The 24,409-nt window shown below is 32.9% G+C and carries 25 protein-coding genes and 1 pseudogene; 6 read left to right on the top strand and 20 right to left on the bottom strand.

Annotation, left to right across the window (positions count from 1 at the left end; translation table 11 throughout):
- Positions 1-68: 68 nt before the first annotated feature.
- Both FC72_RS09025 and FC72_RS09020 read right to left on the bottom strand, forming a co-directional pair.
- Positions 69-2,663, bottom strand: a complete 2,595-nt coding sequence (locus FC72_RS09025) for a glycoside hydrolase family 3 protein (protein ID WP_057766964.1) — start codon at positions 2,661-2,663, stop codon at positions 69-71.
- A gap of 99 nt (positions 2,664-2,762) precedes the next feature.
- Positions 2,763-2,954, bottom strand: coding sequence for a hypothetical protein (locus FC72_RS09020; protein WP_057766962.1), 192 nt, complete (start codon positions 2,952-2,954; stop codon positions 2,763-2,765).
- Positions 2,955-3,035: 81 nt separating this feature from the next.
- On the opposite strand from FC72_RS09020, the gene coaBC reads away from it, so the two are divergent.
- Complete coding sequence (gene coaBC / locus FC72_RS09015; RefSeq protein ID WP_057766960.1) at positions 3,036-4,241, top strand: bifunctional phosphopantothenoylcysteine decarboxylase/phosphopantothenate--cysteine ligase CoaBC; 1,206 nt, start codon at positions 3,036-3,038, stop codon at positions 4,239-4,241.
- Positions 4,242-4,617: 376 nt separating this feature from the next.
- The gene (locus FC72_RS09010) at positions 4,618-6,240 is read left to right on the top strand and encodes an APC family permease (protein WP_057766958.1); all 1,623 of its coding nucleotides are present in this window, start codon (positions 4,618-4,620) and stop codon (positions 6,238-6,240) included.
- Positions 6,241-6,435: 195 nt separating this feature from the next.
- Here the strand turns inward: FC72_RS09010 and FC72_RS09005 are convergent, their stop codons facing one another.
- Positions 6,436-9,459, bottom strand: a complete 3,024-nt coding sequence (locus FC72_RS09005; RefSeq protein WP_057766956.1) for an MMPL family transporter — start codon at positions 9,457-9,459, stop codon at positions 6,436-6,438.
- A 295-nt stretch (positions 9,460-9,754) separates the two neighbouring features.
- On the opposite strand from FC72_RS09005, the gene FC72_RS09000 reads away from it, so the two are divergent.
- Together FC72_RS09000 and FC72_RS08995 are read left to right on the top strand one after the other, a co-directional pair.
- Entirely contained in the window at positions 9,755-10,333 is a 579-nt protein-coding gene (locus FC72_RS09000) for a TetR/AcrR family transcriptional regulator (RefSeq protein WP_057766954.1), read from the top strand.
- Between the two features lie 64 nt (positions 10,334-10,397).
- Positions 10,398-10,753: pseudogene (locus tag FC72_RS08995) on the top strand (bacteriocin immunity protein).
- Positions 10,754-10,818: 65 nt separating this feature from the next.
- On the opposite strand, the gene FC72_RS08990 reads toward FC72_RS08995, so the two are convergent.
- From FC72_RS08990 to FC72_RS08945, 10 genes are all read right to left on the bottom strand, one after another.
- Positions 10,819-11,007, bottom strand: a complete 189-nt coding sequence (locus FC72_RS08990; RefSeq protein WP_057766952.1) for a PspC domain-containing protein — start codon at positions 11,005-11,007, stop codon at positions 10,819-10,821.
- Positions 11,008-11,016: 9 nt separating this feature from the next.
- Positions 11,017-11,202, bottom strand: a complete 186-nt coding sequence (locus FC72_RS08985) for a PspC domain-containing protein (protein ID WP_057766950.1) — start codon at positions 11,200-11,202, stop codon at positions 11,017-11,019.
- Between the two features lie 93 nt (positions 11,203-11,295).
- On the bottom strand, positions 11,296-11,985 hold the full coding sequence (locus FC72_RS08980; protein ID WP_057766948.1) for a hypothetical protein: 690 nt from the start codon (positions 11,983-11,985) through the stop codon (positions 11,296-11,298).
- A 108-nt stretch (positions 11,986-12,093) separates the two neighbouring features.
- The gene (locus tag FC72_RS08975; protein ID WP_057766946.1) at positions 12,094-12,783 is read right to left on the bottom strand and encodes a methionine ABC transporter permease; all 690 of its coding nucleotides are present in this window, start codon (positions 12,781-12,783) and stop codon (positions 12,094-12,096) included.
- A 2-nt stretch (positions 12,784-12,785) separates the two neighbouring features.
- Positions 12,786-13,829: a methionine ABC transporter ATP-binding protein gene (locus FC72_RS08970; RefSeq protein ID WP_057766971.1), complete on the bottom strand. Its 1,044-nt coding sequence runs from the start codon at positions 13,827-13,829 to the stop codon at positions 12,786-12,788.
- A 51-nt stretch (positions 13,830-13,880) separates the two neighbouring features.
- The gene (locus tag FC72_RS08965) at positions 13,881-14,711 is read right to left on the bottom strand and encodes a MetQ/NlpA family ABC transporter substrate-binding protein (protein WP_057766944.1); all 831 of its coding nucleotides are present in this window, start codon (positions 14,709-14,711) and stop codon (positions 13,881-13,883) included.
- A gap of 26 nt (positions 14,712-14,737) precedes the next feature.
- Positions 14,738-15,553: a MetQ/NlpA family ABC transporter substrate-binding protein gene (locus tag FC72_RS08960; protein WP_057766942.1), complete on the bottom strand. Its 816-nt coding sequence runs from the start codon at positions 15,551-15,553 to the stop codon at positions 14,738-14,740.
- A 553-nt stretch (positions 15,554-16,106) separates the two neighbouring features.
- Entirely contained in the window at positions 16,107-16,625 is a 519-nt protein-coding gene (locus FC72_RS08955; RefSeq protein ID WP_057766940.1) for a hypothetical protein, read from the bottom strand.
- Positions 16,626-16,647: 22 nt separating this feature from the next.
- Complete coding sequence (locus FC72_RS08950) at positions 16,648-17,115, bottom strand: hypothetical protein (RefSeq protein ID WP_057766938.1); 468 nt, start codon at positions 17,113-17,115, stop codon at positions 16,648-16,650.
- A 67-nt stretch (positions 17,116-17,182) separates the two neighbouring features.
- Positions 17,183-17,944 (bottom strand): hypothetical protein, encoded by a 762-nt coding sequence (locus FC72_RS08945; protein ID WP_057766936.1) that lies wholly within the window; start codon positions 17,942-17,944, stop codon positions 17,183-17,185.
- A gap of 159 nt (positions 17,945-18,103) precedes the next feature.
- Between FC72_RS08945 and FC72_RS08940 the strand changes: the two genes are divergently transcribed.
- On the top strand, positions 18,104-18,445 hold the full coding sequence (locus FC72_RS08940; protein WP_235805171.1) for a helix-turn-helix domain-containing protein: 342 nt from the start codon (positions 18,104-18,106) through the stop codon (positions 18,443-18,445).
- 29 nt (positions 18,446-18,474) lie between these two features.
- On the opposite strand, the gene FC72_RS08935 is transcribed toward FC72_RS08940, so the two are convergent.
- Positions 18,475-19,314, bottom strand: a complete 840-nt coding sequence (locus tag FC72_RS08935) for a hypothetical protein (protein WP_057766935.1) — start codon at positions 19,312-19,314, stop codon at positions 18,475-18,477.
- Between the two features lie 316 nt (positions 19,315-19,630).
- A complete protein-coding gene (locus tag FC72_RS08930; RefSeq protein WP_057766933.1) occupies positions 19,631-20,296 on the bottom strand; it encodes a LysM peptidoglycan-binding domain-containing protein in 666 nt (221 codons plus the stop codon).
- Positions 20,297-20,520: 224 nt separating this feature from the next.
- Here FC72_RS08930 and FC72_RS08925 point away from each other — a divergent pair, with 224 nt between their 5' ends.
- On the top strand, positions 20,521-21,123 hold the full coding sequence (locus FC72_RS08925; protein WP_083480797.1) for a YitT family protein: 603 nt from the start codon (positions 20,521-20,523) through the stop codon (positions 21,121-21,123).
- Between the two features lie 52 nt (positions 21,124-21,175).
- On the opposite strand, the gene FC72_RS08920 is transcribed toward FC72_RS08925, so the two are convergent.
- The 5 genes from FC72_RS08920 to FC72_RS08905 form a co-directional block, all read right to left on the bottom strand.
- Complete coding sequence (locus tag FC72_RS08920) at positions 21,176-21,487, bottom strand: rhodanese-like domain-containing protein (RefSeq protein WP_057766928.1); 312 nt, start codon at positions 21,485-21,487, stop codon at positions 21,176-21,178.
- Between the two features lie 247 nt (positions 21,488-21,734).
- Positions 21,735-21,908, bottom strand: a complete 174-nt coding sequence (locus tag FC72_RS10840) for a hypothetical protein (protein ID WP_157051146.1) — start codon at positions 21,906-21,908, stop codon at positions 21,735-21,737.
- Between the two features lie 9 nt (positions 21,909-21,917).
- Positions 21,918-22,781, bottom strand: coding sequence for a nucleoside hydrolase (locus tag FC72_RS08915; RefSeq protein ID WP_057766926.1), 864 nt, complete (start codon positions 22,779-22,781; stop codon positions 21,918-21,920).
- Entirely contained in the window at positions 22,781-23,410 is a 630-nt protein-coding gene (locus tag FC72_RS08910; protein WP_057766924.1) for a TIGR04282 family arsenosugar biosynthesis glycosyltransferase, read from the bottom strand. Before FC72_RS08910 ends, FC72_RS08915 begins: the two co-directional genes overlap by 1 nt.
- Positions 23,407-24,408, bottom strand: a complete 1,002-nt coding sequence (locus tag FC72_RS08905) for an aminoglycoside phosphotransferase family protein (protein ID WP_057766922.1) — start codon at positions 24,406-24,408, stop codon at positions 23,407-23,409. The genes FC72_RS08910 and FC72_RS08905 overlap by 4 nt, the downstream gene beginning before the upstream one ends.
- Position 24,409 lies beyond the last annotated feature (1 nt).

Raw genomic sequence — 24,409 nt, 5'->3', positions numbered from 1 at the left:
AGAGACAGATTCAACTTTATAATATTTCATCTGTCAACTTGACAGGGACTAGTGCATTGTTCCTTTTTTTATGCCATTAAACTTTTAAATTTATCTGTTTTCATAATAGTTTCAAGTATATGGATCGCTGATTTTTGAATATCGCCTAAATTTAAATCATTGTTATCTTTCCATTTACCTTGAATAATTATATGACTATCATCTAATACTTGAATACTTCCAGAATAAAATAGTTCTTTAACTTTCTCGCTAATTTTATCAGATGATACTTTAACTTTAATTAAAACATTTCCATCTACATCGGGAATAAAGTCATTCCATAATTCTATGGTATCTAATTTCATCTCAGCAGGATTCAAAACTTGTTTAGTCGCAATACTACCATCTTCATTGAATTTTGGTTTTAGATCGTCGATAGCCGCAAATAAAGTATCTTTAGAAGCACCTGGCATAATTAAATCGTTACCAGCATGCATACTTTCTCTAGGATCTGCGGCACTGAACCAGTCAGTCATAACTAATCCTTCAAAGTTCCATTCGTCGCGAAGTATATTAGTTAAAGCTTCAAAATTGGCCCCTGAAAAGTAATTATTGACCATATTATATGAAGACATGATTGCTAAAGGTTGTTCTTCTTCTATAGCAATTTCAAAATTCTTCAAATATATCTCTCTCAATGCCTGTTCGCCTATAATACTGTTACCAGTATTGCGATAACTTTCTTGATTGTTACCCAAGAAATGCTTGATCGTAACTCCCAATCCTGAATGACTTTGAACCCCCTTAGTTTCTGAGGCTGCCATAATCCCTGATAGTAAAGGATCTTCTGAAAAGTATTCAAAATTACGTCCACCTAATGGATCTCGATGAATATTCATCCCTGGAGCTAACCAAAGTGTCACTCCACAACGTTTCATCTCTTCACCAATTGCAGATCCCATTTCCTGGCCCAATTTCGTATTCCACGTTTGAGCTATCAAAGTTCCAATCGGCCACGCAGTATTATTGTAACTTTTATCCAATCGTAAGCCTGCTGGTCCATCAGCATTCACCGTTTCCGGAATTCCACGTTTTTTATTTTCAACAGTTTGCCCAGCAGCTCCTTTTACGAGACTTGAAGCGTTTCCGATTATGCTGTCATTACTTTCTTCCAAGCTTCCTTCCACCAAGTCAACTAATTCTTTGTTATCTAAATTAGCAACAAATGTTTCAATAGAAACTTTTTTATTGTAGACATCTGATAACTTTAAATTGTTTACCTTAGTCTTAGTGATGGTCTTTTCATTAAAATACTTACCTGGCAATTTTTTGTCATCAACTGTATAAGTTACCACTTCAGAAAAATCGTGATACTTGATTGGATCACCCTGATCAAAATTTTCTGATTTTAGTAAAAAGAACGGTACACCTGATGTTCTTTGTAATTTAACTTTATTCTTTCTGAGTTTCGTAGGATCAAATTGTGGACATACTTTATGCTCCACTTTTTTAATGATCGTTTTTCTATCCAATTTCATTTCTGCAACCACTTTAGTATTACGAGAACTATTACCAACACGTAATATATATATACCAGGTGTAAGTACAAAGGCAGCGTTTCGTTCGTCAAAAATTACTAAATCTTCAGTTTTTATCGTAAGATCTAGTTCTTGTGATTCATGTGGCTTTAAAATCTTAGTCTTACCAAATGCACGTAATACCTGATATGGAGTAGGTATATCTGATTGAGGATTAGAAATATAAACTTGCACTACTTCTTGCCCACGATATTTTTCACTATCGTTTCTAACTTCTACTTTTATGGAAATTTCTTTTTCATTAACTGAAACTCTCTTAGTTTTAATATCAAATTGTGCATAACTTAATCCAAATCCAAATTCGTATCTCGATTTAATTTGAAAACTATCAAAATATCTATACCCAACATAAATTCCTTCAGAATACTCTGGATTTTTAACTCCAAAATTATTAATTGCAGGATATTTTTGATAATCCGCCCATGTATCGGATAATTTACCTGATGGAGTCTTAGTACCATCTAGTATCTCTGTGACTGCATCACCAGCTGTCATCCCAGGCTGTGAGATCAACAAAATACTATCTAGTAACGGACAAGAGTCAACAAAACTTGTATCAATTATTCCACCAACATTTAATAGTAAAACACTGTTTTCATAGTATTCACTTAAACGTTGTATATTTGAAAGTTCATTTTCAGATAATTGAAAATCACCAGCCTCATTTTTGCGATCAAAACCTTCACCTGAACTTCTAGAAATTACATAAATTCCGACTGGAGCTTCATTAAAGTCACTAATTTCTGGATCATCCATACTAAATGCTGGAGATAATATATTAGTATCTTTACTATATTCAGCCTCTTTTGCTTGATAGTATCTTTGAAATCGATTCAACCAGGCTTTAGTTGTAACAGTGAATCCTGAATTCTCTAAACCTTCCACAATTGAAGTAGTTCTTTGATTAACATCACCTGAACCTGTACCACCCTTCACTGTTGCAAATGCGCCACTGCCATATACAGCAACTGTTTTTGTTTTTAAAGGTAATACATGATGGTTATTTTGTAATAAAACCATCCCTTCTTGAGCAATTTTTTTAGACAAAACAGTATTAGAGATACCATTTGAATTTGTATTTTCCATCTTCTCACTACTCCTTTGGTGGAAATATATCTACTATTAATTTTACACTTCTCTGTTACAAAAAAAGAGTCATCATCAATAATATATTGATAAGACTCCTTATTTTTTATCAAAAATTTTCTTCAAAATAAATTTATAAATCAAGAAAACAACTAATAAGATAATAATTCCAATTATTACTTCACTTGCCCAAAAGTTTAATCCAAGATTTTGAAAAGTACTTAACAAAAAATTGTTACTAACCATGAATAGCAAAATGGCAATAATTATAACAATAGTTGACGTATACATGCTGATCCCCCTGTTACTAAAAATTTTATCATATAATAAAACATGTATAATAGAGGAAAGAAAAGCTTTTGAGGTGAACATATGTTAAAAGATAAGCATGTAACACTTTACGTTTCAGGTGGTATTGCAGCCTACAAGGCACTAAGTGTCGTCAGAGAATTGATAAAAGCGGAGGCTTGTGTTCAAGTAGTTATGACAGAGGCGGCTCAAAAATTTGTAACTCCGCTGACTTTTGCTACTCTTAGTCAAAGACCAGTTTTAACTGATAATTTCACAGCACAATCTAGTAACGACGACTTTATCCCTCACATTAAATTAGCTCGTTGGACTGATTTAGCAATTATCCTTCCAGCAACAGCTAACATAATTGCCAAAATCTCAAATGGTATAGCTGATGATTTAGCTACTACAACTTTATTGGCAACAGATGCACCCAAAATTGTTTTTCCAGCAATGAATACGACTATGTGGGAAAACCCTGCTGTTCAAAAAAATCTTAGAACGTTAGCATTAATGGATATTACCGTTGTGCAACCTGATTCTGGTTTTCTTGCTGAAGGAGAAACCGGTAAAGGACGATTACCTGACCTTCAAAATATCATGGTAGAGATCTATAAGACTTTTACTAAGCCAGTACTAGCTGGAACTAACGTAATTGTAACAGCAGGCGGAACTCAAGAAGCCATTGATCCAGTTCGTTTTATTGGAAATAGGTCTTCTGGAAAAATGGGAATTGCACTTGCTAACGTAGCTGCTGACATGGGAGCGCATGTTACATTGATAAGCACCGTTCATGATCCAATAAGTTCTCCTAATATTGAAGAAGTTCATGTATCAACCGCAATTGAGATGCAAAAAAAACTAGAAGAAACCTTTGCCATGACTGATGTTTTAGTAATGGCAGCAGCTGTTTCCGACTTTAGGCCCGTCCACAAAGCCGAACAAAAGATAAAAAAGAATAATGATGAAGATATTTACACGATCAAACTTCAGAAGAATCCTGACATCTTGAAAGAAATTTCAAAGAAAAAAACAGATCAATTCGTTGTAGGATTTGCCGCAGAAACAGAAAATCTAATTCCATATGCTCAAAAAAAGTTACATGAAAAAAACGTAGATATGATTTTAGCAAACGACGTATCAAAAGTTGGTTCAGGATTTAATACCGATACAAATGAGATAACGGTAATACAAAATAATAAAGAACCAGTAACTTGGCCTTTGATGTCAAAAGATGATGTTGCTGCTAAATTCTGGAAGTTCTACGAAAAAAATATTAAAAAATAAAAGTTCATACAAAGCAACTGAGAAAGACTAATAAGTTTTGCTCAGTTGTTTTTTTGTGTATACATTAAAACATCCCTTAGTAATTGTGAAATATATATCATTATCATTTATTCAATGAAGTCACACAAAAAATATACAAGCAATGAATATAAATGATAATAAAGATTGAATATACATTTTTGATATTTCTTGTTATCCATTAAAGCTCTTGTCCTAGAGTAATGGAAACGTTTACAACTTTTTGACTTTTTTTAGTAAAATCTATTGTATTAACACTGAAAAATTGATATAAAAATATATGTTGTAACTAATTTGAGACCACAAATTATTTAAACATTAATTCACAAATCTGTTTAAGTGATTGGGGGCTTTCATTATGAAAGATCCAAATAAAAAATACATTAACTGGCCTACGCTTGCATTAATGGGGTTTGTTACGGTTGTTGGGTTCGATGACCTAATTTATAATTTTCAAAATCAAGGATTAAGCGTAATAATATCTTGGATCCTAATGATAGTATTATATGTTGTCCCCTATTCAATGATGGTTGGACATCTAGGGTCAGCATTCAACCATGAAACTGGCGGTCTTTCATCATGGGTACGAGGTACCAACGGCGATTTTATGGGATATTTAACCGCTTGGACTCATTGGGCAGCATCAATTCCTTATATTGTAGATACTGCTAATACGATTGTTATCGGTATTGGTTGGTTGATAAATGGGACTGCTAATTTACAAGATCAATTATCAAATAGTGGATTTGCTCTTTTAACTTTGGTAGTTTTTATCGTCTTTATTTACATTCAATCTAAATTTAAAAATTCAATGGAATTTCTTAGCAAAGTTGGCGGAATAGCAATGTTCAGCATGACTGTTTTATTTGTTGTTATGACTTTTACAGCCTTGTCTATGGGTGGACATATTGAAACAGAGCCAATAACAGCAAAGGCATTAATGCCAAAATTCGACTTCCATTATCTAACAACCATTGGTTTATTGATTTATGGAATCAACGGTGCAGAATCTATCGCTCCTTTTATAACTAAAATGCGTAATCCACAAAAAGAATTCCCGAAAGCCATGATCATGTTAGCAGCAATGACTGGGTTTTTAACGATTTTCGGTTCTTTTTCTTTAAGTGTTTTCTTCAATGCTTATCATCTACCAACCGATTTAAAGATGAATGGATCTTACTACGCATTTCAAGCTCTAGGTCAACATTTTCATCTTGGAAATATTTTTATGTATATTTTTGCTCTTACAGAAATACTTTATTTATCAGCCCTACTTGCAGTCTTACTTGATGCAATGACTAGGATGCTTATTTCAGATACCGGAAGTAAATACATACCAAAAATACTTCAAAAAACTACCGCATCAGGACTTCCAATTAATGGTTACCTCTTAACCTGCGGACTTAGTGCTTTCATCATGATGCTTGGAATATTTTTACCAAGTATGTTGGATGTATTTGATTGGTTACTTAATTTGAACGGAATAATTTCTCCTGGAGTAACTTGTTGGGTATTCTTTGCTTTTATTCAAGTACGTAGAAGAAGTAATGAATTTCCATCCGATTACACTTTTATCAAAAATGACAAAATAGCCCAAATTATTGGTTGGTGGTGTTTGCTAATTACTCTGGCTGCAACTATTTTTGGAATGGGTCCAAAGGATGTACCATCAATGTCAGCTACTTGGTGGTACGAACTAATAATTAATATTGTTGCAATTGCTTCTCTAGTAGGATTAGGCGCTATATTGCCTTACTTAACTAAACGTGAAGATCGTAGTAATAAAGGAGCTGCCTTTACTCAACGTCAATGGATCGGTATCACCATTGCTTTACTTGCTACTATCGTTGGAGACCTTTATATTGGCGGCACACATGCTCGTAATTCTATTTGGCTAATGATTGTTATAACTGTCATCGGATGCACTTTAATATACCTTTGTGGTCACAAGCAACACGATTTAAAAGAAGTCGAGATATAATCTATGCTTACAAAAAATAGGGGTCGTGACATAAGTCACAACCCCTATTTTCGTCTACAAACTTTTATATCCTAAACGTGCAACAAAAAGCTGCAACCTCCACATAGCTACGAACCACAAATGATTGATAGTGCCAATCATTCGTGTCTCTAGGCTATGTTCCGGTGGCAAACCGCCTTTTGTCACACTCCTTATTTAATCAGTTGTTTCTGATTTCTTTTTCTTACGATTATTAATACCTTTTTTAGGTTGAGTTACTCGATGAATTCTATTTTCATGCCAAGTAGTCATACTGATCAATGATGATAGTGTCAATGGAAGGAATATTACTAAAATAATCAATCCAAAGATAACACCTAAAGCAACCTGGATCAAAGTTGTTACGCCTGATGGTATCAAAGCAGCAAATGTACCACTCAAAATAATTGCTGCTGAAATAACGACTGAACCTATAGCGGTTGCGGCATTTAGCATTCTAACCTTCAAATCAGATTCCTTTTCATCCTTGAAACGAACCATTAAGAAGATACTATAATCAACACCTAAAGCCATTAACATAATAAATGTAAAGAATGGTGTATTCCAACTCAACATTGAGTCTCCTAATGCTACACGAGATACAAAGCGAGTTATTCCCATTGAAGCTTCATATGTTAATAACAATGTTCCAATAATCGTCATTGGTTGCAAGATCGACTCTGTAACAACTATCAAAGCAATCCCAATACCAATTGTCATAATAATTGCTGTACGTCCAAAGTCTCCGTTAGCTAACTTACGTAGATCATTGTTTTCAGAAGTTTGTCCACCAACTGCAACTTTAGCGTTCTTTAGAGCACCATGTTTTAATCTAGACTTCATATCCGATTGAATAGTCTTCAATTGTCCAGAAACTTTTTCACTATTTGGATCACCCTTAAAGACAAGTGTCAATTCAGCAATCTTACGATCCTTATCCATATAAGCATCTAATGATGGTTTAAAGACAGGACTCTTAATAGAAGCTTTTGGAAGATAGAAATCATTTCCAATATATGACTTTTGCAATTCGCCTAAGTATGATTTCATACTTGAATTACCTTGTGCCAAAGTATCAAGACCATCACTAGCACTTGTTAGACCATCTTCTAATTCTGTAATTTGTGCAGCCATTGCTTGAAGTTGAGTATTCATTTGTTGAACACCACTATTAACCGTTGCAGCTCCACTAGCAACACTTTGACCACCACTTGTTAATGTTGGACTTGTAGCTGCCAAAGTACTTGTACCATTTGATAAAGTAGACATACCAGAAGTTAATGCTGGTACTTGACTTTGTAGTTGTGTCATACCACCAGAAATTGCAGCAGAACCAGATGATAATTGACTAATTGCGCTTTGCAAAGCACCCATTTGAGATGCCATAGCAGAAGTATTTTGTCCTGAACTTGCTAACATAGCCATAATTTGACTAGCTTGAGCAGATAATCCACTAACTTGGCTTTGTAATTGTGACAAACCTGAAGTTAATTGTTGAGAACTGCTTGCCAAAGTTGATACTCCGCTTGTCAAAGCTGGTAATGAACTATTAGCACTTTGAAGTCCACTATTTACACTTGAAACTCCACTAGTATATTCATTAATACCGCTTGATAATTGTTGAGCACCACTTTGTAGTTGACTAGTACCATTAGCCAATTGTTGTACTTGAGCTGTACTTCCACTAATATTTGAAGCTTTTAGTTGGTTATTAGCAGAATTCAAACCAGCTTTTATTTCTGCAATACCTTTTTCTGAAGCAGTTAAACCATTATTAATAGTATCTAATTGATCCTTTAGATACATACTCTTAATTTTACTACCACCTGGTTGTGTAGCTGAGGCTACAGTTTTAACACCAGGTTCTTTTTTAAGATATTGAGTTAAATCATCAATAGCAGCAAGTTTTTCTTGAGTATTCAACTTAGAATCACTTTGAATATAAACTGTTGCTGGAGCTGACATTCCTTTACTAAAGTGATCTTGAATAACTTCATAACCACGTTTTGCTTGATATGTATTTGGAACCTCATCGGCATTATTAAAGTTCAAATGTGAATTTGAATTTATTAAGAATGGAATACCCATTACAGCAACAACAGCAATAATAACAACTGGATATGCTAAAGCTGAACGAGATAATCCATACCAGATACGACTCTTACCAGAACCGCTACCGATTTTACTTGGCCAAAACATCTTAGCGCCAAGCGTTTCCATAAAGAACATGTTCAAAGTTAATAACACTGCTAGTAATACTAGAACACCGATTGCAACGGCAACCGCACTTTGATAGAACTCGAATTTAGCTAATGCTAAAACCGTAAATCCAATCAAAACTGATATTCCACTGTAGAGGATCGTACGTCCACCGTGTCGCTGCGCATCATGAGCAGCTTCTACAGCCGACATTCCTCTAGAAAGCGCACCCTTAAAGTAATTATAGAGCAAGATATTGTAATCAGTACCAATTCCGAATAGAACAACCACCAAGAATACTTGGGTAAAGTTAGAAATTGGAAAATTAGCCTTTTCCGCTAAATTCATTACGATACTCAATGCGGTAATAAATGAAACACCAACATTTAATAATGAAATCAAAGGTACAATAGGTGATCTGAAAACTAAGATCAAAACAATGAAGATAAAGATAACCGCGATGACCTCAGTCTTTTGGATACCCTTTTCAGTAACTGTTGTAAAGTCATCATTCAAAGCATCAGAACCTGTAACATATGTCTTGATACCAGAAATCTTTAATTGACTTTGTAATTCATCAACTTGCTTACTTATCTCTCCACTGCTCTTAACAGTAATTTGTGCTAATTGTGTTGTCTTATCCTTAGCAATCAATTGCTTTTTAGTTTGAGCATTATCGCTTGGACCCATTACCTTATTGATCTTAAGATAACTTGTATTTTGTAATTGATTTAATTTGTCAGTAATATCTTCAGACTGTTTTTTAGATAATTTTGTGTTATCCGTATCATTAAAAACAGCTGTATAAGTCCTTACTGACTTATTTCCATTAGCCTTTTTCTCAATCTTTTTAGCCTTTTGGCTCTCAGTATAACTTGGTAATGTAATTGCACCATTATCACGAACTAACTGAGAAACATTTGGCATTGCAAAGATTGCGGCCAAAACAACAACGACCCATAAAATCAGTGCTGCTGTATATTTTTTAGTAATCCACTTCATTCCTATACTCCCAATCCCATAATCAATTCAAGTGTAAAATAATTGACAGTTGTCAAACACAAAGATAATAATAAAATTATTTTCTACTATAGGCAAGGGACAATCACTAAATTACTGTTAAAATTTAGACATATTTATCCAAAGTGCAAAAAAGTGAAAACCCTTTTCCTAGTTAACTTGAAAAATCAAAAATTTATTGAAAATTTAAATCGGTTACATTTTTGCACTTGTAAAAATATAAACATATGTTAAGGTCAAATTATTGAGATATATTTATATTAGGGTGAGATGAAAAATGAAAATCGACGTAACTCAGCACCTGACACTAGGCGCAAAGCGAACACTTAAAGCCTTTCGCGTGGCTCTATTTGAAGCGTTAAGCGAAAAAGAATTCGACAAAATAACCGTGAATGATATTTGCATAAAAAGTGAATATCCACGTGCCACTTTCTATAATTATTTTGATGACAAGTATGATTTACTCCAATACTTTTGGTCTTATATTGGAAAAGATATTCTGTCTAAAATTTCAGACGATTCAGATGATGAAGAAGGAATCACGAGCATATTCAATTTACTATTAGATTTTTTCAACCGTCATCAAAATTTAGTAAAAAACATAACTAAAAATAATGGTGTCGATTCAAATCTTTGGCACAGCATGTCAGGATACTTACGTCAAGAAGCAAACAATCTTGTTTACGATTACTGTGAAACAAATACTCAAATAGAGGTACCAGCAAAATTACTTGCACGGTTTTATAGTGACTTAATAATTGCTGTATTAGAGTGGTGCCTATTTGAACAACCCGATATTGATACTAAAACTGCTGACAAATATTTAGTTTCATTATTAAATGGTGACTTTAGATAAATTGATTAATATCAATTTTTATTTTAAAATTAGTATTGGTATTGCATAAATCCATAGGGGGAAAATTATGACTGAAGTAAAAACCAGTTCAGATGCAAAGTTAGTAATCGAAAGTCTAGTTAAGGGGTTATTATCATACGAAAATCAATCACCTAAATTACTAGATATTATCGATGTTTTAAATCAGGTAGAAAAAAAATCGATACGAACAAAAATCCTGAATCACTAGTTATCAAAATGATAAATTACATCCGTAGTATGGCTTTAAAGGGTAAAATTCATTTTCTAAAACCAGAAGAAGATCTTATCATTGACCTTGGATATTTTGGTCAAAAGGCTGGACTAAACGGACAATACATGGCTGACTTCTCGGATAAATCACAATTCTATAGTTTCACTGAACAAATACCACATCACTAGAAAAATAAGCACGGTCAATAATTCAAAAAATTGAATTATTGACCGTGCTTATTTTAATAATTATTTTATTCTGGTTTTTCCATCAAAAGCCATAGTAATAAGTAAACGATAATTCCAGGAAATACAGGTGTAATCGTCAATACTACATACAAAACTCGACCAATTGCTGGATCCCAGTCATAGTGTTCACAAAGACCAGCTACAACTCCACCAAAAATTTGATTTGTTTTTGAACGTTTAATTGGAATATGCATGATTACCTCCTATTCTGGATTCTCCATTAGCATCCATAGAACTAAATAAGCAATAATTCCTGGAAGTGGTGTTAGGGCAATTATTACCCAGAGTACACGTGCAATTGCGGCATTCCAGCCATAATGTTCAGCAATACCACCGACAACACCTGCGATAATTCTATTATTTTTTGATCTCTTAATTGGAATATGCATAATTAAATCCCCCTTGTCTTTATTAATAATATAATTGATTCAGTAGTCTAAGTACATTCAAGACACTTACAATCGTCTTACATTTTTGTCACATTATTTAGTTTTGACAACAACTTGTCCTGACCCACTATTTATCTTCAATTGATGATTTTTGTGGTCATTATAAGTTTTGTTGGAACTTATTTTTTTTACTCCATTTAAAGTAAAACCACCATTTTTGATAGAAACTGATAATCCATTAACATTTACTCCATCTAAAGAAGTTTTACCATTCTTCTTAGTAATTGTACCTCTATCATCTATCTTTAGATTATCAGCTATAGTTGAACCATTTTGATGATCAATCGCTAAATTTTCAACTTCTAAATCTTTAAGATTTAAAGTCCCATTTAATTGATTTATCTTAATTCTCTTCAAATTATCAGGAACTGTAATAGTAATTTCTGATGATTTACCAATTTCTAAATTGTGAGTTGAACTATTCTTTTGCACAATTGTTAATTTATGATTATCGTTTATAACTTTGTATTGATCATCCGAAACATTTTTTAAACTGAGTTTTAAAGCATCCCCACTAACAATCTTAACTTTAGAAGTCCGCGTTGTTACCGAAATACTATCCAAATTACTGGAAAGAGCATACTTTCTATCAGTCAATCTACTAATCGAAAAGTCATTTATATTCATTCTTCTATTAGTATTGGTAGTCCACATTACTAGTCCTAATATTATTAATACTAAAGCAACAATAATTATTAATCCCTTTAACATTATATTTTTCATCTTACCCTCCGCAACTTAATGAATGAATTATAATTATATTCATTCATTAAGTCAACAAAAAAACTAGCAATTAAATTGCTAGTTTTATTTTTCATTCTAAATTTTAAATTAATGTTCTAACTTGCGAACCAGTAGATCACCAATTCCTTGAATAATAAAGACTAATATCAAGATAAAGATCATCGAGACAATGGTTACATCATTTTCAAATCGTTGATAACCAACAGCAATAGCCATGTTACCAAGACCACCACCACCAACAGCACCGGCCATGGCAGTTAATCCAATCAAACTAATAGTTGTGAAAGTTCCAGAACGAATTAGTTCAGGAAGACCTTCTTTTAAATAAACTCTAAAGATGATCTTCATAGGTGATAATCCCATGGCTTCAGCAGCTTCGATAACACCATGATCAACTTCAACCAATGCTAATTGCACTTGTCTAGCAAAGAATGGAGCTGTACCAATAATCAATGGTACTAATGCACCCTTTGGTCCAATTGTTTGACCCACTACTAATTTAGTAAATGGTCCAATTACAGCTAGTAAGATAACGAAAGGAATCGAACGGAATAGATTGACTAACTTATCTAAAACATTATAGAAATTTTTGTGAGGTGTAATTCCATCATCTGTTGTAACTACTAATAAGATACCAAGAATAATACCGAAGATACCGGCAAATATAGCACTGACAAAAGTCATATATAATGTTTGCCAAATTGCAACTACAAATCCGTTATCTCCTTCCCAGTTTGCTACAACATTAGGAAGATATGTATTAATAAAATTGGTCACGTTTAGTCCTCCTCACTTTCTGTAATATCAATTTCTTTAACATTAACGTTTAAACTATTCAAATACTCGATTGCTGCACTGACTTTATCATCGTCACCAGTTAAAGCAAACAACATAATACCAACTGTTGTACTTTGTAATCTTTCAATGTTACTAAACAAGATGTTAGCTTCAACATTGAACTTCTTATATAGCTCAACAACTAATGGTTCATTAGTTACGTTACCAATATAATTCAATTCAACTAGACGACCAGAAAGTGATTTAACAATTCCGCTTTCTTTTATTTCATCTAATACTGAACTAATTTGAGTTGAAGTATCAACAAAGTCTTTAGTTAACTTCTTCTTTGGACTACCAAAGATAGTTAACAAGTCACCCTCTTCAATCAATTTACCATCTTCCATAACTGCTACTCGATTACAGATCTGTTTGATAGCATCCATTTCGTGGGTAATGATAACAATTGTAATCCCTAATTCTTTATTTAAACGTCCCAAAAGGTTCAATATTTCAGTCGTCGTTTTAGGATCTAGGGCACTTGTTGCCTCATCTGATATTAGGATTTCTGGATCACTGGCTAATGCACGAGCAATGGCTACACGTTGTTTTTGACCACCAGAAAGTTGTGAAGGATAATTATTAGCACGATCTTCCAGTCCAACCAGACTTAATAACTTATTTACTTTCTCTTTACGTTCTTGTTTTGATAATTTAGAATCTCTCAATGGAAAATCTATATTGCCAAAAACTGTTAATGAGCGCATTAAATTAAAATGCTGAAAAATCATACCGATATTTTTACGTTCTTTACGTAGATCTTTGACACTTAATTTAGTTAAATTCTTATCATTAACAATAACTTCACCTGACGTGGGTTTTTGCAATAAGTTAATAACACGTACTAAAGTACTTTTTCCTGCGCCGGAATAACCAATAACGCCAAAGATATCGCCTTTATTTACGTTAATGGATACATTCTTAACAGCTTCGATCGTCTTTCCTTCGTTATGGAAAGTAACATCAATATTTTTAAGCTGAATTATTCCGCCTTTTTCTACCATCAAATTACTCCTCACTTAATTTCTGATAATATATTAAAACTTGTAGTTCCATGCTGCATATGTTGATCCATTATAAACTTCTTTGATCTTCTTAGCAGTAGCTTCAGTTTGATAAGCTTTTACAACTTTCTTATATGTCTTATTGTCCTTATTCTTCTTAGTTGTAGCAACAATATTTACATATGGTTTTGATTCTTTAGTGATTTTTTCCTTATAAATAGCAGAACTTGGTTCCAATTTAGCATCTTGGGCAACATCATTATTAACGACTGCGATTGCAACGTCAGTAAGTGAATGTGCTGTTTGTGCTGCATCTAGTGGTGTTATCTTTAATTTCTTTGGATTATCAGTTACATCTTTGGTAGTTAAAAGCGATGATTTATCCTTCAACTTGATCAAACCTGCTTGTTGTAGAACTCTTAATCCACGATCTTCATTTGTTGAATCACTAGGAATAGCAACTTTTGAACCATCTTTTAATTCACTGATATTCTTTAATGATTTTGAATAAACTCTCAATGGTGCAATATATGTATCACCGATCGAAACAATATCACCTTTATTGGCCTTGTTCCAATCATTCATGAAGTGATAATTTTGGAAAGCATTAATATCTAGTTCTCCAGATTCCAAAGCTTTATTAGGAGTATTGTAATCATTAAATTCAACTATTTTTAAAGTGATACCTTGCTTCTTCAACTTGCTGACAATTGGTTTCCAAACACGATCATCTGATCCATAGATACCAATTTTAACCGTCTTATTTGCTGAATCTTTTTGTTGTCCACAACCTACTAGTGCGAAAATTGAGAAAAATGAAATTGCTAGTAATAAAACTTTTGTTAGTTTATTTAACTTCTTCATATTTAGTTCCCCCTATTTAAGGTCATCTATTTTAAATCATTGTTCCAGGCTGGAATTGCGCTTCCGCCATAAACTTTTTTAATTTCTTTAGCAACAGCTTTTGTTTGGAATGCTTTAACAACTTTCTTGTAATCTTTGTTATCTTTGTTCTTCTTATCTACAACGATAATATTGATCCATGGTTTAGATTTATCATTAACTTTTTCTGTATAAATTGCTTTTTTAGGATCTAACTTAGCATCACTGGCAACATTTCCGTTAACAATTGCTACGTCAACGTCATCTAATGAACGTGCTGTTTGTGCTGCATCTAAAGGTGTAAATTTAAGATTTAATTTATTTTGCTTAATATTCTTAGTTGTAGGCATCTTTACACTGTCGTCCAACTTGATGATGCCGGCTGATTCTAGTAATTGCAATGCACGACCTCCATTAGAAGCATCGTTTGGAATTGCAATCTTAGCGCCCTCCTTCAATTGGTCTAGATTGGTTATCTTATGTGAAAAGGCAGCCATTGGTTGAATAACTGTATCTCCAATTGGAACTAGATCTGTATGATGTGACTTATTCCATGAATCAAGGAAGTATCTATGTTGATAGGCATTCATATCAATTTCACCTTGTGCAAGTGCTGTGTTTGGTTGATTATAATCACTAAACTCAACGATTTTAAGATTGATTCCCTTTTTCTTGGCATTTTTCTTAACAACTTTCCAAATTTCAGTATCAGAATTGTTAATCCCTACCTTAATAGTTGTTTCTTTATTTTGATTTCCACAACCAGCTAATACAAAAACGAATACTGCTGTAAAAATTAATAATAATACTTTCTTAAACTTCATCTTCTTATCCCCACCCATATAAATTATTGTCAATAAATCATTAACAGAAACAAAAAAAGCCGCTTCTGTAAAACATCAATTGATGTTTTTAGAAGCGACTGATCGCGGTACCATTCTAATTCAAAATAAGCTTACACTTATTTTCTCAACAACACACGGAAATTATCTATGTGCGTGTACTGTAAAGGGTACCAACCATTACGTCTTTATCCATTAGGACTCAGAGTACCAATCACAGGTCATTTTCATTTAAGTTGTAAGTCCTCTTCTCAACAGCCGAGGCTTTCTGTGCAAACAACTGTAAATTACTTCCCCTGATCTCTTTGTTTGAAGTTATTGATTTATTAATCGTTGACAAGATAATACAATCTACGAATTAAAATGTCAACTGGTTTATTAGAAATAATTAACATTAAAGTTATTTGTTATATTAAATATAATCATTTTAAAGTTCTAAATTGCCGCTATAACGGGATTCAAAGATTTTCAATCAAAATTAAAAAATACAAATTTTCAATAGGTATAAATTTGATTTATTAAAATAAAAATAGGATTAAGCATGTAGTGTGAATTCCTTTGAATTGGACATTTCAAAATTATCTTCTATGTCACTTAAAGTTATTTTACCTGTATCAAAACCATCACCAATTCCAACTATTTCATTATCATCTTTTATTTCTTTATAAAAATATCCGTGTGCTTGCGTAGAAACAAATACATAAAAATATCTGTCCGCTTTTGGAACTTCAATTTTAGCTAAATAAAATGTAACGAGTGGTGAACTCTGTCCACTTAATGTTAAGGAAAATTTATATGAGTCTTCAGAGTCGTTATGCATTAATGTAGCTTTAGTTTTAGTAATATTTCCATACTCCGCAAGTACAAATTGACCATTAAATGCTGAACATTCATCAAATCTATCTATTGCTTTTTGAGCTTCTCTTTCATCCTTACTTACCTCTGGATCAGCAGAGGTTGCACTATTACTTGAACTGTCTGATTGACTTGAACATGCTGTTGTCACCAACATCAACAACATAACCATTATTACTCCCCAAACTCTTTTTTTCATTAACATCCATCCCCTTTATACATTATTTTTTCAAAGTTAAAACGTAATCTTTTTCAGTACTTTTATCCCCAAATGAATAAATAAAACGCGCTTTCTTGTTACCATCAGATAATCTTAGTTTGACGCCCGTAACATCGTTCTTGTAGTTATCGTAAACATCGTCACGATCAATCACTAAATCGTTTCCTTCCTTTGAGTAATAAACCGTTCTAAAATCAGAATCATCATAGTCATTCGCAAAATTGACTGACATCTCATTATTGCTTAGGATCTCAACTTCATATCTAGGTTGATATTTAGAATAATATTCATTACCAATGATGTATGTCTTGTTGAGAGCAACTTGCGATTTAACACCTATAAGTAAAGCCATCAAAATCACCGAAGTCATTATCTTTTTTAAGTTTGGACTTTCATCGTAATAAGCGTTTGCTGCAAATACTATGAATATCAAAACCACCCATAAACCTATACTATATACCCAAAACATATTTCTATCCCCCGTTATTTTTAGCTATAAAAAAATTGTGTTATCAAACTAACACAATTTTTTAAGTCTATAGACCACCTACATTAGGATTGATATTATTTAATCTTCTGCTTAAGTCTCCAATATCGCTACCACTATAATTTGATATTGTAGATTGTTCATTGATAACGTCATCTGGAATTGACTCTAGAGCATCCCAATCACAACCCATTTCATATAATGCTTCTCTCATATCATCTGCAGATTCTCCCTGATACTCACCAATTGGTCTGAATCCGTATACTTGTTCAACTTTGCCTAAGTTACCCGATACTTTAACTAAATCTCCGACCATCCAGCCGTGTGTTGAAACTTGATAGTATACTAATCCTGTATCTGATTGAACGATTCTTCCAACTTTAAAGGCAGAACCTGCTGGAGCATTAGTTACTTCTTGAGTTCGATCATCAAATATTGGTGCCCCCCATGGTAAATCTACACTAACTGTGACACCGGCATTTGGATTTTGATCATTATTAGGCTTTTCTGTAGGTGTTGTTGAATTAGGCGCCTCATATGTGACGCTACCTTCTTTAACAAATTCGTTTGTCGAAACTTGATATAAGGTCTCGCCGTTAACTTGAATAATATCTCCAACTTGCCATGGAGTATTTGGTGCTAAGGCTCGAGTATTGATCATTTCCCCAGTTCTTGTAAAAAGAAATGTTGTTGCATCTTTTGTATGAACCACACCACTAGCTGAGACATTAGTGACATTGTTAAAAACTGCAAAAGACGTTGCAGCAATTGCTCCTGTAAAAACACTTAATAAAATACGTTTTTTATTCATTATTAATTACTCCTCTTTTTAAATATTTAATTAAATACTATATTTCTTCATTAAATAGGTATTATTTTGCATATAAAATCAAAAAAAAACCAATATTTTCTATTCAAAATGCCTTCACCCTCAATTATGCTTTGCTAAGAAGTAAATTGAGGTGTTTATATGACCAATGAATTTAACCCTATGAACAAAATAGGTATGGTAGTACGTTTTAAGCGTAAATCTTTAAATTTAACTATCGAACAATTAGCAGAAAGGGCAGATGTCAGTGAAAGTTTAGTTTCACAAATAGAACGTGGTGTTAATAACAATATTTCTTTAAAGAAGTTAGATCAAATATTAACTGCTCTTAATTTAAAAATATCTACGATTTTTTCTGAATCACATGACAGCGGAATTCATTACTTAGAACTAATCAATTATCTAATATCAAAGCCAATGGATAAAAGAGATGAACTATCAAAAAGAATTGTAGATTTGCTTAAGTATATGGACGAAAATTAGAAACTCTTCGGGGTTTCTTTTTTTATATCCTAAAAGCCTGAATCATCAGAATCAGATGGAGAATTATACGAAGAATTAATCACACTTCCATCATATAAAATTGTTTCAGATGTAGTACCACCAAGTGCATCAGTGGTGTAAACATAAAATCCTCCATTAACTGGTTCAGCATAAACATCTCTCATTGGCATATGCCAATCTTGTTTAAATTTTGCAATTGCTTGATCTGATGTATTAATAACATTAACTGAGGAATTATTATCTTGTGAATTCGTCTGTTGACTATTTTGCTGATTAGTATTCTCAGTCGTTGTGGAAGAATTAGTATTATTAACAGAATTATCAGTAGTACTTGCTTGTGAGTCATCATCAGCTTTTTTCTTGTTAAACTTTTTAGCTGCACTATCACTTAAATTATCTGAAATGGCACCTTTATCACTGGTTGAATCATAGAAATATGCCAATCGGTAATTCTTATTCAAATAATAATAGGCTCCTTGACCATCAATAACATCTTTTGAGACATTCTCAAACATTTGTTTGATGGTCTTTTTTTGTCCAGACTTTAATGTAATAGTTTGTTTCTGACTTGAAGTAACCTTGGTCTCTTCATCATATGGATTCATCATAAAGAACTTCGACAAACTTAATTTAATACTCTTAGTACCATTGTTCTTCACTGTTGTATCAACAATGTAATTTGTATTAGAACCATCAGTAGAATCGTCTTCTACTGCTTTAAAAGTAAAATCGATTTTTTGTCTATCTGACTTAGATAAATCCTGATAATACTCAGTTTCTTCTTGTTGTGTATCAGGCTTCTGAATACTCTCTTTAGACTGATTAGAACAAGCTGTTGCAAAGATCATCAATGCTGCTGATATAATTATTCCCTTAAAAACTTTTTTTAATTTTATAATTATCCCCCCTTGTCTTCAAACAATACTATAATACTTATGTTGTTTGTTATAAAGTAATACTTTATTACTATAGTTATTAATTTCTATGAATTCGTTACTTTGTTACCGATTTCATACCTTTTCCAATTAATACTTTACTACTGAAAACAGATTATTAATAGAGATTTTATGTAAAATAATACTTTTTTTTAGAATTAATAAGTATTATTAAACTTAAAAGAAACAAAAAAAGAACTCCTTTCGGAGTTCTCATTAATTTAATCTATTAAACAATTTCAACTGTGGCTGTTGTAACACCATATGAAGGAATTGATGAACTTGGCATAGCAACATCTAATTGTTGTGAGTTGCTGTTAGCAAATGTACCTGTATCATTAACCGTTCTGTACATTACAGTACCATCTGACAATGTGATCTTAAGTTGTGTTCCCTTAGGGAATACTGATAAGTTAGCGGCAACACCACTGTAACCCATATTTGAACCTAATACGGCTGGATCATAGAAACTGATCTTAAATGTTCCTTGTGATGTACCTGTTGTACTTGATTGTGTTGTTGTATTAGCAGTATTTACTTGTGTAGATTGTGTTGCTTGTGATGCTGTATTTGTTGTATCAGTTGTTGCTTGTTGTGTTTGTGTTGCTTGTGTATTTGTATTTTGTGTAGATGAAGTATTTGATGTTGCTGATGGTAATGTTACTGTTTCACCAGGGAAGATCAAATCAAATCCACCGACTTCTTTATTATTAGCTTGTTCAAGTGCTGAAACTGAAACGCCATTTGCTTCAGCGATACTCTTAAATGAATCACCTGATTCAACTTTAACATGTGTACTATCAATTGTAGTTGCGGCATCGACTGTATTTGATGTTGCTCCAATTGCTGTTAGTGCTACTGTACTTAATAATGCGATTGATAATAATTTTTTCATAAATTTATTTACATCCTTATATTTAATATTTATATTTTGTTGCTCATCAACTTAACGATACCTATACTAACAGGCTAATGTTACATAGCCACAAACACAGGGTTACAATTTCGTCTATTTTTGTAACCTTAGTAACATTATTGCAACAACAACCGCTATAAGTCTTGGTACACAGGCAATCTTCATTATTGTGTAAGTCCTATATACTATGGTATATTTTTAATATGACGAATAAAAAACTTAGAATTATCGCGAAAATCTTCATAATGTTCATTGCATTGGAGCTTATAGCCTTCAGTTTGAACATGTTTTTTGAACCAAATAAAGTTGCAGCAGGAGGTGCTACAGGAATTGCCATTCTCTTATATGAAGGATGGTCGATACCAACATCATTATCTGTTTTCATTATCAACATCATCATGCTTATCTTCTCTTACTTCCATTTAGATAAGATGACAACTGTTAAATTAGTCTTTGGTAGTTTTATGTTGCCAGTATTATTATATTTAACACCGGTTTACAATATCATCCCTGGAAATAGATTAGTTTCTATAATAGTAGGAAGTATCATTTTCGGTATTGGTGTAGCCATTTTATACACCTTGGACATGTCTAGTGGTGGGACTACTGTTCCTCCAATGATCATTCATAAGAGTTTTGGAATTGATAAATACATTAGTCTTTTTGTTATCGACGGTCTAGTTTGCTTTGGAAACATAGCTTTAACTGGATTTATGTCATTCTTCCTTGCCCTTATGTCAGTGGGAATTTCTAGCGCCGCAATAAAACTAGTTACTATAATAGAAGACAAGTATGCTGATGCTTAATAATGAAAAAGGAGTTGATCAATATGATCAGCTCCTTTTATTCATCAAATTTTTATGCTTCTTTACCTTTGTTAACTTCATAAGGCCATTTGATCATACCACCTACGATATTAACAACGTCATAACCTTTGGCTGTTAATTTCTTAGCGGACTTAACACTGTTAACACCTGAGTGGCACATGATGTATGTCTTCCCCTTAGGTACAAAGTGCTTAATAGTCTTATAAGGGACATTGATAGCCCCAGGAATATGTCCGGCTTCGTATTCTTCAGGAAAACGAACGTCGATCACATTTGGATGTTCTGGTAATAATTTATGAAAGTCATCGATTGAGATATTATCTATTTTTGTAAAAATTGACATGTTAAAAACCCCTTTTGATTGATTTTCTTATTTTAAATACTAGTAACAAGTTAATGAGAGCTATGACACTAAAACACATTAGGTCGTAATAATATAGTGGACTTTCGCTTCCAATGTGCAAAATACCGAAGGTGGATAATCCAGTTATCAAAACGATCCAAAGCTCCATAAGATATGGAAATGCTTTTTTGACTCGTCTTTGTCTTGTAAGTTCAATAAAGCAAATCACCAACGCCACCATCAAAATTCAAAATATCCATTTACTAACACTGACTGGATAAGACTCGTTCATAAATAAAATTTGTCTCATAAACCCTAGTCTTGTGTCATACAGATCTTGAAATTCCATTGGCAACCATAGTAATACAACTTGCAAGATCATAGCCAAGCCATACAAAAATCCACTAATTATTCTCTTCATACAAACACCTTAATATTTATTTAATGTCTCAACTAACATTGAATTCAATTTAGCTAAATCTTTGATTTCAGTTAAAACCTTTGCAGGCCGCTTATCTGGAAGGTCAGTTTCTTCGATCAATCCTGTTTCCATATCAGCTGCACTCGTTCTTAGTCGAGTATCCTTAAAGACAAATTCTTCCGGATTTAATAGAGCAAATGCCGTAATACCATCCCAATTAATAAAGCCATCGACATCCCAAATACCCTTGGTGTAGTCGATCCAATCTTTAATAACCTTCTTCAACCAAACAAATTTTTCTTCAGTTGAATCCTTGATGGTATCAAGATCATCATAACTGAATAAAGCTCCAGCAATATACTGACCACTAGAAACAATTAATTTAGCGTTACTATTAACTACTTTATGAGCAGCTTTATCTGAAATTGAAAAATTCAATTCCGTTACAGCTGTTTTATTAATATACATTTGGCCAAAGCGACCGCCCATAACGACGATCTCTTTAACTAAGTCAAAAAATTTAGGTTCAATTTCTGCTGCTTCTGACAAGTTATTCAAACTTCCGGTAGCCAAAATAGTAATTTCATTAGGAGCATCACGAACACTTTTTGCTAAAAATTCGGCTGCTGGTGAATGTTCTTTTTGTGAATCATACTTTTCTTTACCGCGATAAGTTTCCACATTAAGTGAAAAGAGTTTTTTCAGATTGTCAGTCTGCTGGACTACTTGTTCAACCGTTCCGTTACCAAAGGTCAATGTGACTCCCAGTAATTCCACATTGGTCTGTTGATAGAGATAGAGCAGTGTTAAACCATCATCGACATCTTTACCATGTATACCGATAGTATTGTCGCAATCATAGATTAATTTCATTAATTTTCCTTTATAAATTCGATATTTTTATCTAAATCAGCTTTAAAATCGACATCTAAAAGTTTAGGCATCAATTCTACTGTCTTACCATCATCTTGCAAAAGCTTAATAGTGGTATCCAAAACACTAGCTGTACTCCAAGATATATCAGCATCTAAAAATTCTTCAACTGATAATTGACCTGCACCAAACATATAATAACCACCATCATATGATGGGCCTAAAACTACGTCATGGTCTAATAACGCTTTTTTAGCATCTTCAATTGTCTTAGGAGTAAGTTGCGGTATATCGCCACCTGTCAAAATAACTCTTTTGTACCCTTGTTCTTGAACCGTTTCAATCGCTCCACTCATCTTTTTACCTATACTTCCTTCCACTTGTGGAAAAGAATGGATCCATTCAGGTAGGTTGTTCAAAAATTCGGTGGTTATTGCATCATCATGCCCTTTATACACAAAGAAAATATCCGTTGAACTCTTAATTTTTTTACTCACGCTAATTAATTTATCCAACATCAATGCTTGAATATTTGCAGCTTCTACTGCCGAAAGATCAGGTTCTAGCCTAGTCTTTACATATCCAGCTTCTGGTATTTTGGAAAAAATAATGTATGCATCTTCGATCAAAGGATCACCCCGTATTTTTGTAGTAATGGTAAAGCAAAATCTGGTTTTAAGTACATTTGGCAACGATTGTAAATATATTCATTCTTGATAGGTTTATCATCGTACGTACTTATTAACATACCACACCATGATAAAGCTCTAAGTAATAAGAATGGCATATATATTTTAATATTCTCTTCAATTCTTTCAAGATGCTGCCCTGTTAACTCGGCATACTCCGTCAAAAAATCTTTGATCTGTTTCTCAGATAATTTTTCATCAGTTCGCCATAAAGTCGTAGTATCTGACATAAATTGAGTTAAGTCTTGAACTGCATTACTTATAACAGGCTTTTCCCAATCTATCAACCAACCATAATCAGAAGTAATTAAGAAGTTATTAGAATTAACTTCAGTATTAACTAAACATTGATTTTGACCGATGAAATGTTCATCAGCATTATGCGACTGACACCAATCATAGAGATCATATAAAATTTGTGCACTTTCAGGTGCTAATTTTTGATTCTCTTTAATTGGTTTTAGTAACTGCCAGGCTTCATGCAATCGGTCTGAACAGATACTATTTTCAACAATCAATTGTTTATAAGCCGAATCATCTAGTTTTAGATTATGAATTGAAGCAAATATTTGTGCCGCTTTCTTTAAATCACGGCGATAAACGAGTGGCTCACCTGGTAAAAATTTTTCAATTAAAATATCATGCTCAAAGAAATCTTCTGAATCATCTAACCAAAGCGGCTCTGGAGTATGATGACTGTTCGATAATATCTTTAAAGCTTGATACTCATAGCGAGCTTGCTTTTTAACATTTATTTGCGAACCATAATTGATTCTAAAAACCACTTTTTGATTATTTTTATCAGTAACCAAAAAATTACGATTATATTCGCCTTGAGCCAAAAAAGAAATATCTTTTAATTCAGCTAAGTTTAATTTATTTAAAATATCATTCTGATCGAGATAGGTTTGAATTTTTTTTATAACTTCTTCTGTCACT

The sequence above is a fragment of the Companilactobacillus tucceti DSM 20183 genome, from assembly GCF_001434665.1.
GTDB classification, from domain to species: domain Bacteria; phylum Bacillota; class Bacilli; order Lactobacillales; family Lactobacillaceae; genus Companilactobacillus; species Companilactobacillus tucceti.
Note: the sequence above shows the minus strand (reverse complement) of the source record. Positions and strands in the feature narration are given on the sequence as shown.

Excerpts from the sequence above, each read along its gene's own strand:
- FC72_RS09025 (WP_057766964.1), bottom strand. The coding sequence starts at position 2,663 with ATGGAAAATACAAATTCAAATGGTATCTCTAATACTGTTTTGTCTAAA.
- FC72_RS09020 (WP_057766962.1), bottom strand. The coding sequence starts at position 2,954 with ATGTATACGTCAACTATTGTTATAATTATTGCCATTTTGCTATTCATG.
- coaBC (WP_057766960.1), top strand. The coding sequence starts at position 3,036 with ATGTTAAAAGATAAGCATGTAACACTTTACGTTTCAGGTGGTATTGCA.
- FC72_RS09010 (WP_057766958.1), top strand. The coding sequence starts at position 4,618 with ATGAAAGATCCAAATAAAAAATACATTAACTGGCCTACGCTTGCATTA.
- FC72_RS09005 (WP_057766956.1), bottom strand. The coding sequence starts at position 9,459 with ATGAAGTGGATTACTAAAAAATATACAGCAGCACTGATTTTATGGGTC.
- FC72_RS09000 (WP_057766954.1), top strand. The coding sequence starts at position 9,755 with ATGAAAATCGACGTAACTCAGCACCTGACACTAGGCGCAAAGCGAACA.
- FC72_RS08990 (WP_057766952.1), bottom strand. The coding sequence starts at position 11,007 with ATGCATATTCCAATTAAACGTTCAAAAACAAATCAAATTTTTGGTGGA.
- FC72_RS08985 (WP_057766950.1), bottom strand. The coding sequence starts at position 11,202 with ATGCATATTCCAATTAAGAGATCAAAAAATAATAGAATTATCGCAGGT.
- FC72_RS08980 (WP_057766948.1), bottom strand. The coding sequence starts at position 11,985 with ATGAAAAATATAATGTTAAAGGGATTAATAATTATTGTTGCTTTAGTA.
- FC72_RS08965 (WP_057766944.1), bottom strand. The coding sequence starts at position 14,711 with ATGAAGAAGTTAAATAAACTAACAAAAGTTTTATTACTAGCAATTTCA.
- FC72_RS08960 (WP_057766942.1), bottom strand. The coding sequence starts at position 15,553 with ATGAAGTTTAAGAAAGTATTATTATTAATTTTTACAGCAGTATTCGTT.
- FC72_RS08955 (WP_057766940.1), bottom strand. The coding sequence starts at position 16,625 with ATGAAAAAAAGAGTTTGGGGAGTAATAATGGTTATGTTGTTGATGTTG.
- FC72_RS08950 (WP_057766938.1), bottom strand. The coding sequence starts at position 17,115 with ATGTTTTGGGTATATAGTATAGGTTTATGGGTGGTTTTGATATTCATA.
- FC72_RS08945 (WP_057766936.1), bottom strand. The coding sequence starts at position 17,944 with ATGAATAAAAAACGTATTTTATTAAGTGTTTTTACAGGAGCAATTGCT.
- FC72_RS08940 (WP_235805171.1), top strand. The coding sequence starts at position 18,104 with ATGACCAATGAATTTAACCCTATGAACAAAATAGGTATGGTAGTACGT.
- FC72_RS08935 (WP_057766935.1), bottom strand. The coding sequence starts at position 19,314 with ATGATCTTTGCAACAGCTTGTTCTAATCAGTCTAAAGAGAGTATTCAG.
- FC72_RS08930 (WP_057766933.1), bottom strand. The coding sequence starts at position 20,296 with ATGAAAAAATTATTATCAATCGCATTATTAAGTACAGTAGCACTAACA.
- FC72_RS08925 (WP_083480797.1), top strand. The coding sequence starts at position 20,521 with ATGACGAATAAAAAACTTAGAATTATCGCGAAAATCTTCATAATGTTC.
- FC72_RS08920 (WP_057766928.1), bottom strand. The coding sequence starts at position 21,487 with ATGTCAATTTTTACAAAAATAGATAATATCTCAATCGATGACTTTCAT.
- FC72_RS10840 (WP_157051146.1), bottom strand. The coding sequence starts at position 21,908 with ATGAAGAGAATAATTAGTGGATTTTTGTATGGCTTGGCTATGATCTTG.
- FC72_RS08915 (WP_057766926.1), bottom strand. The coding sequence starts at position 22,781 with ATGAAATTAATCTATGATTGCGACAATACTATCGGTATACATGGTAAA.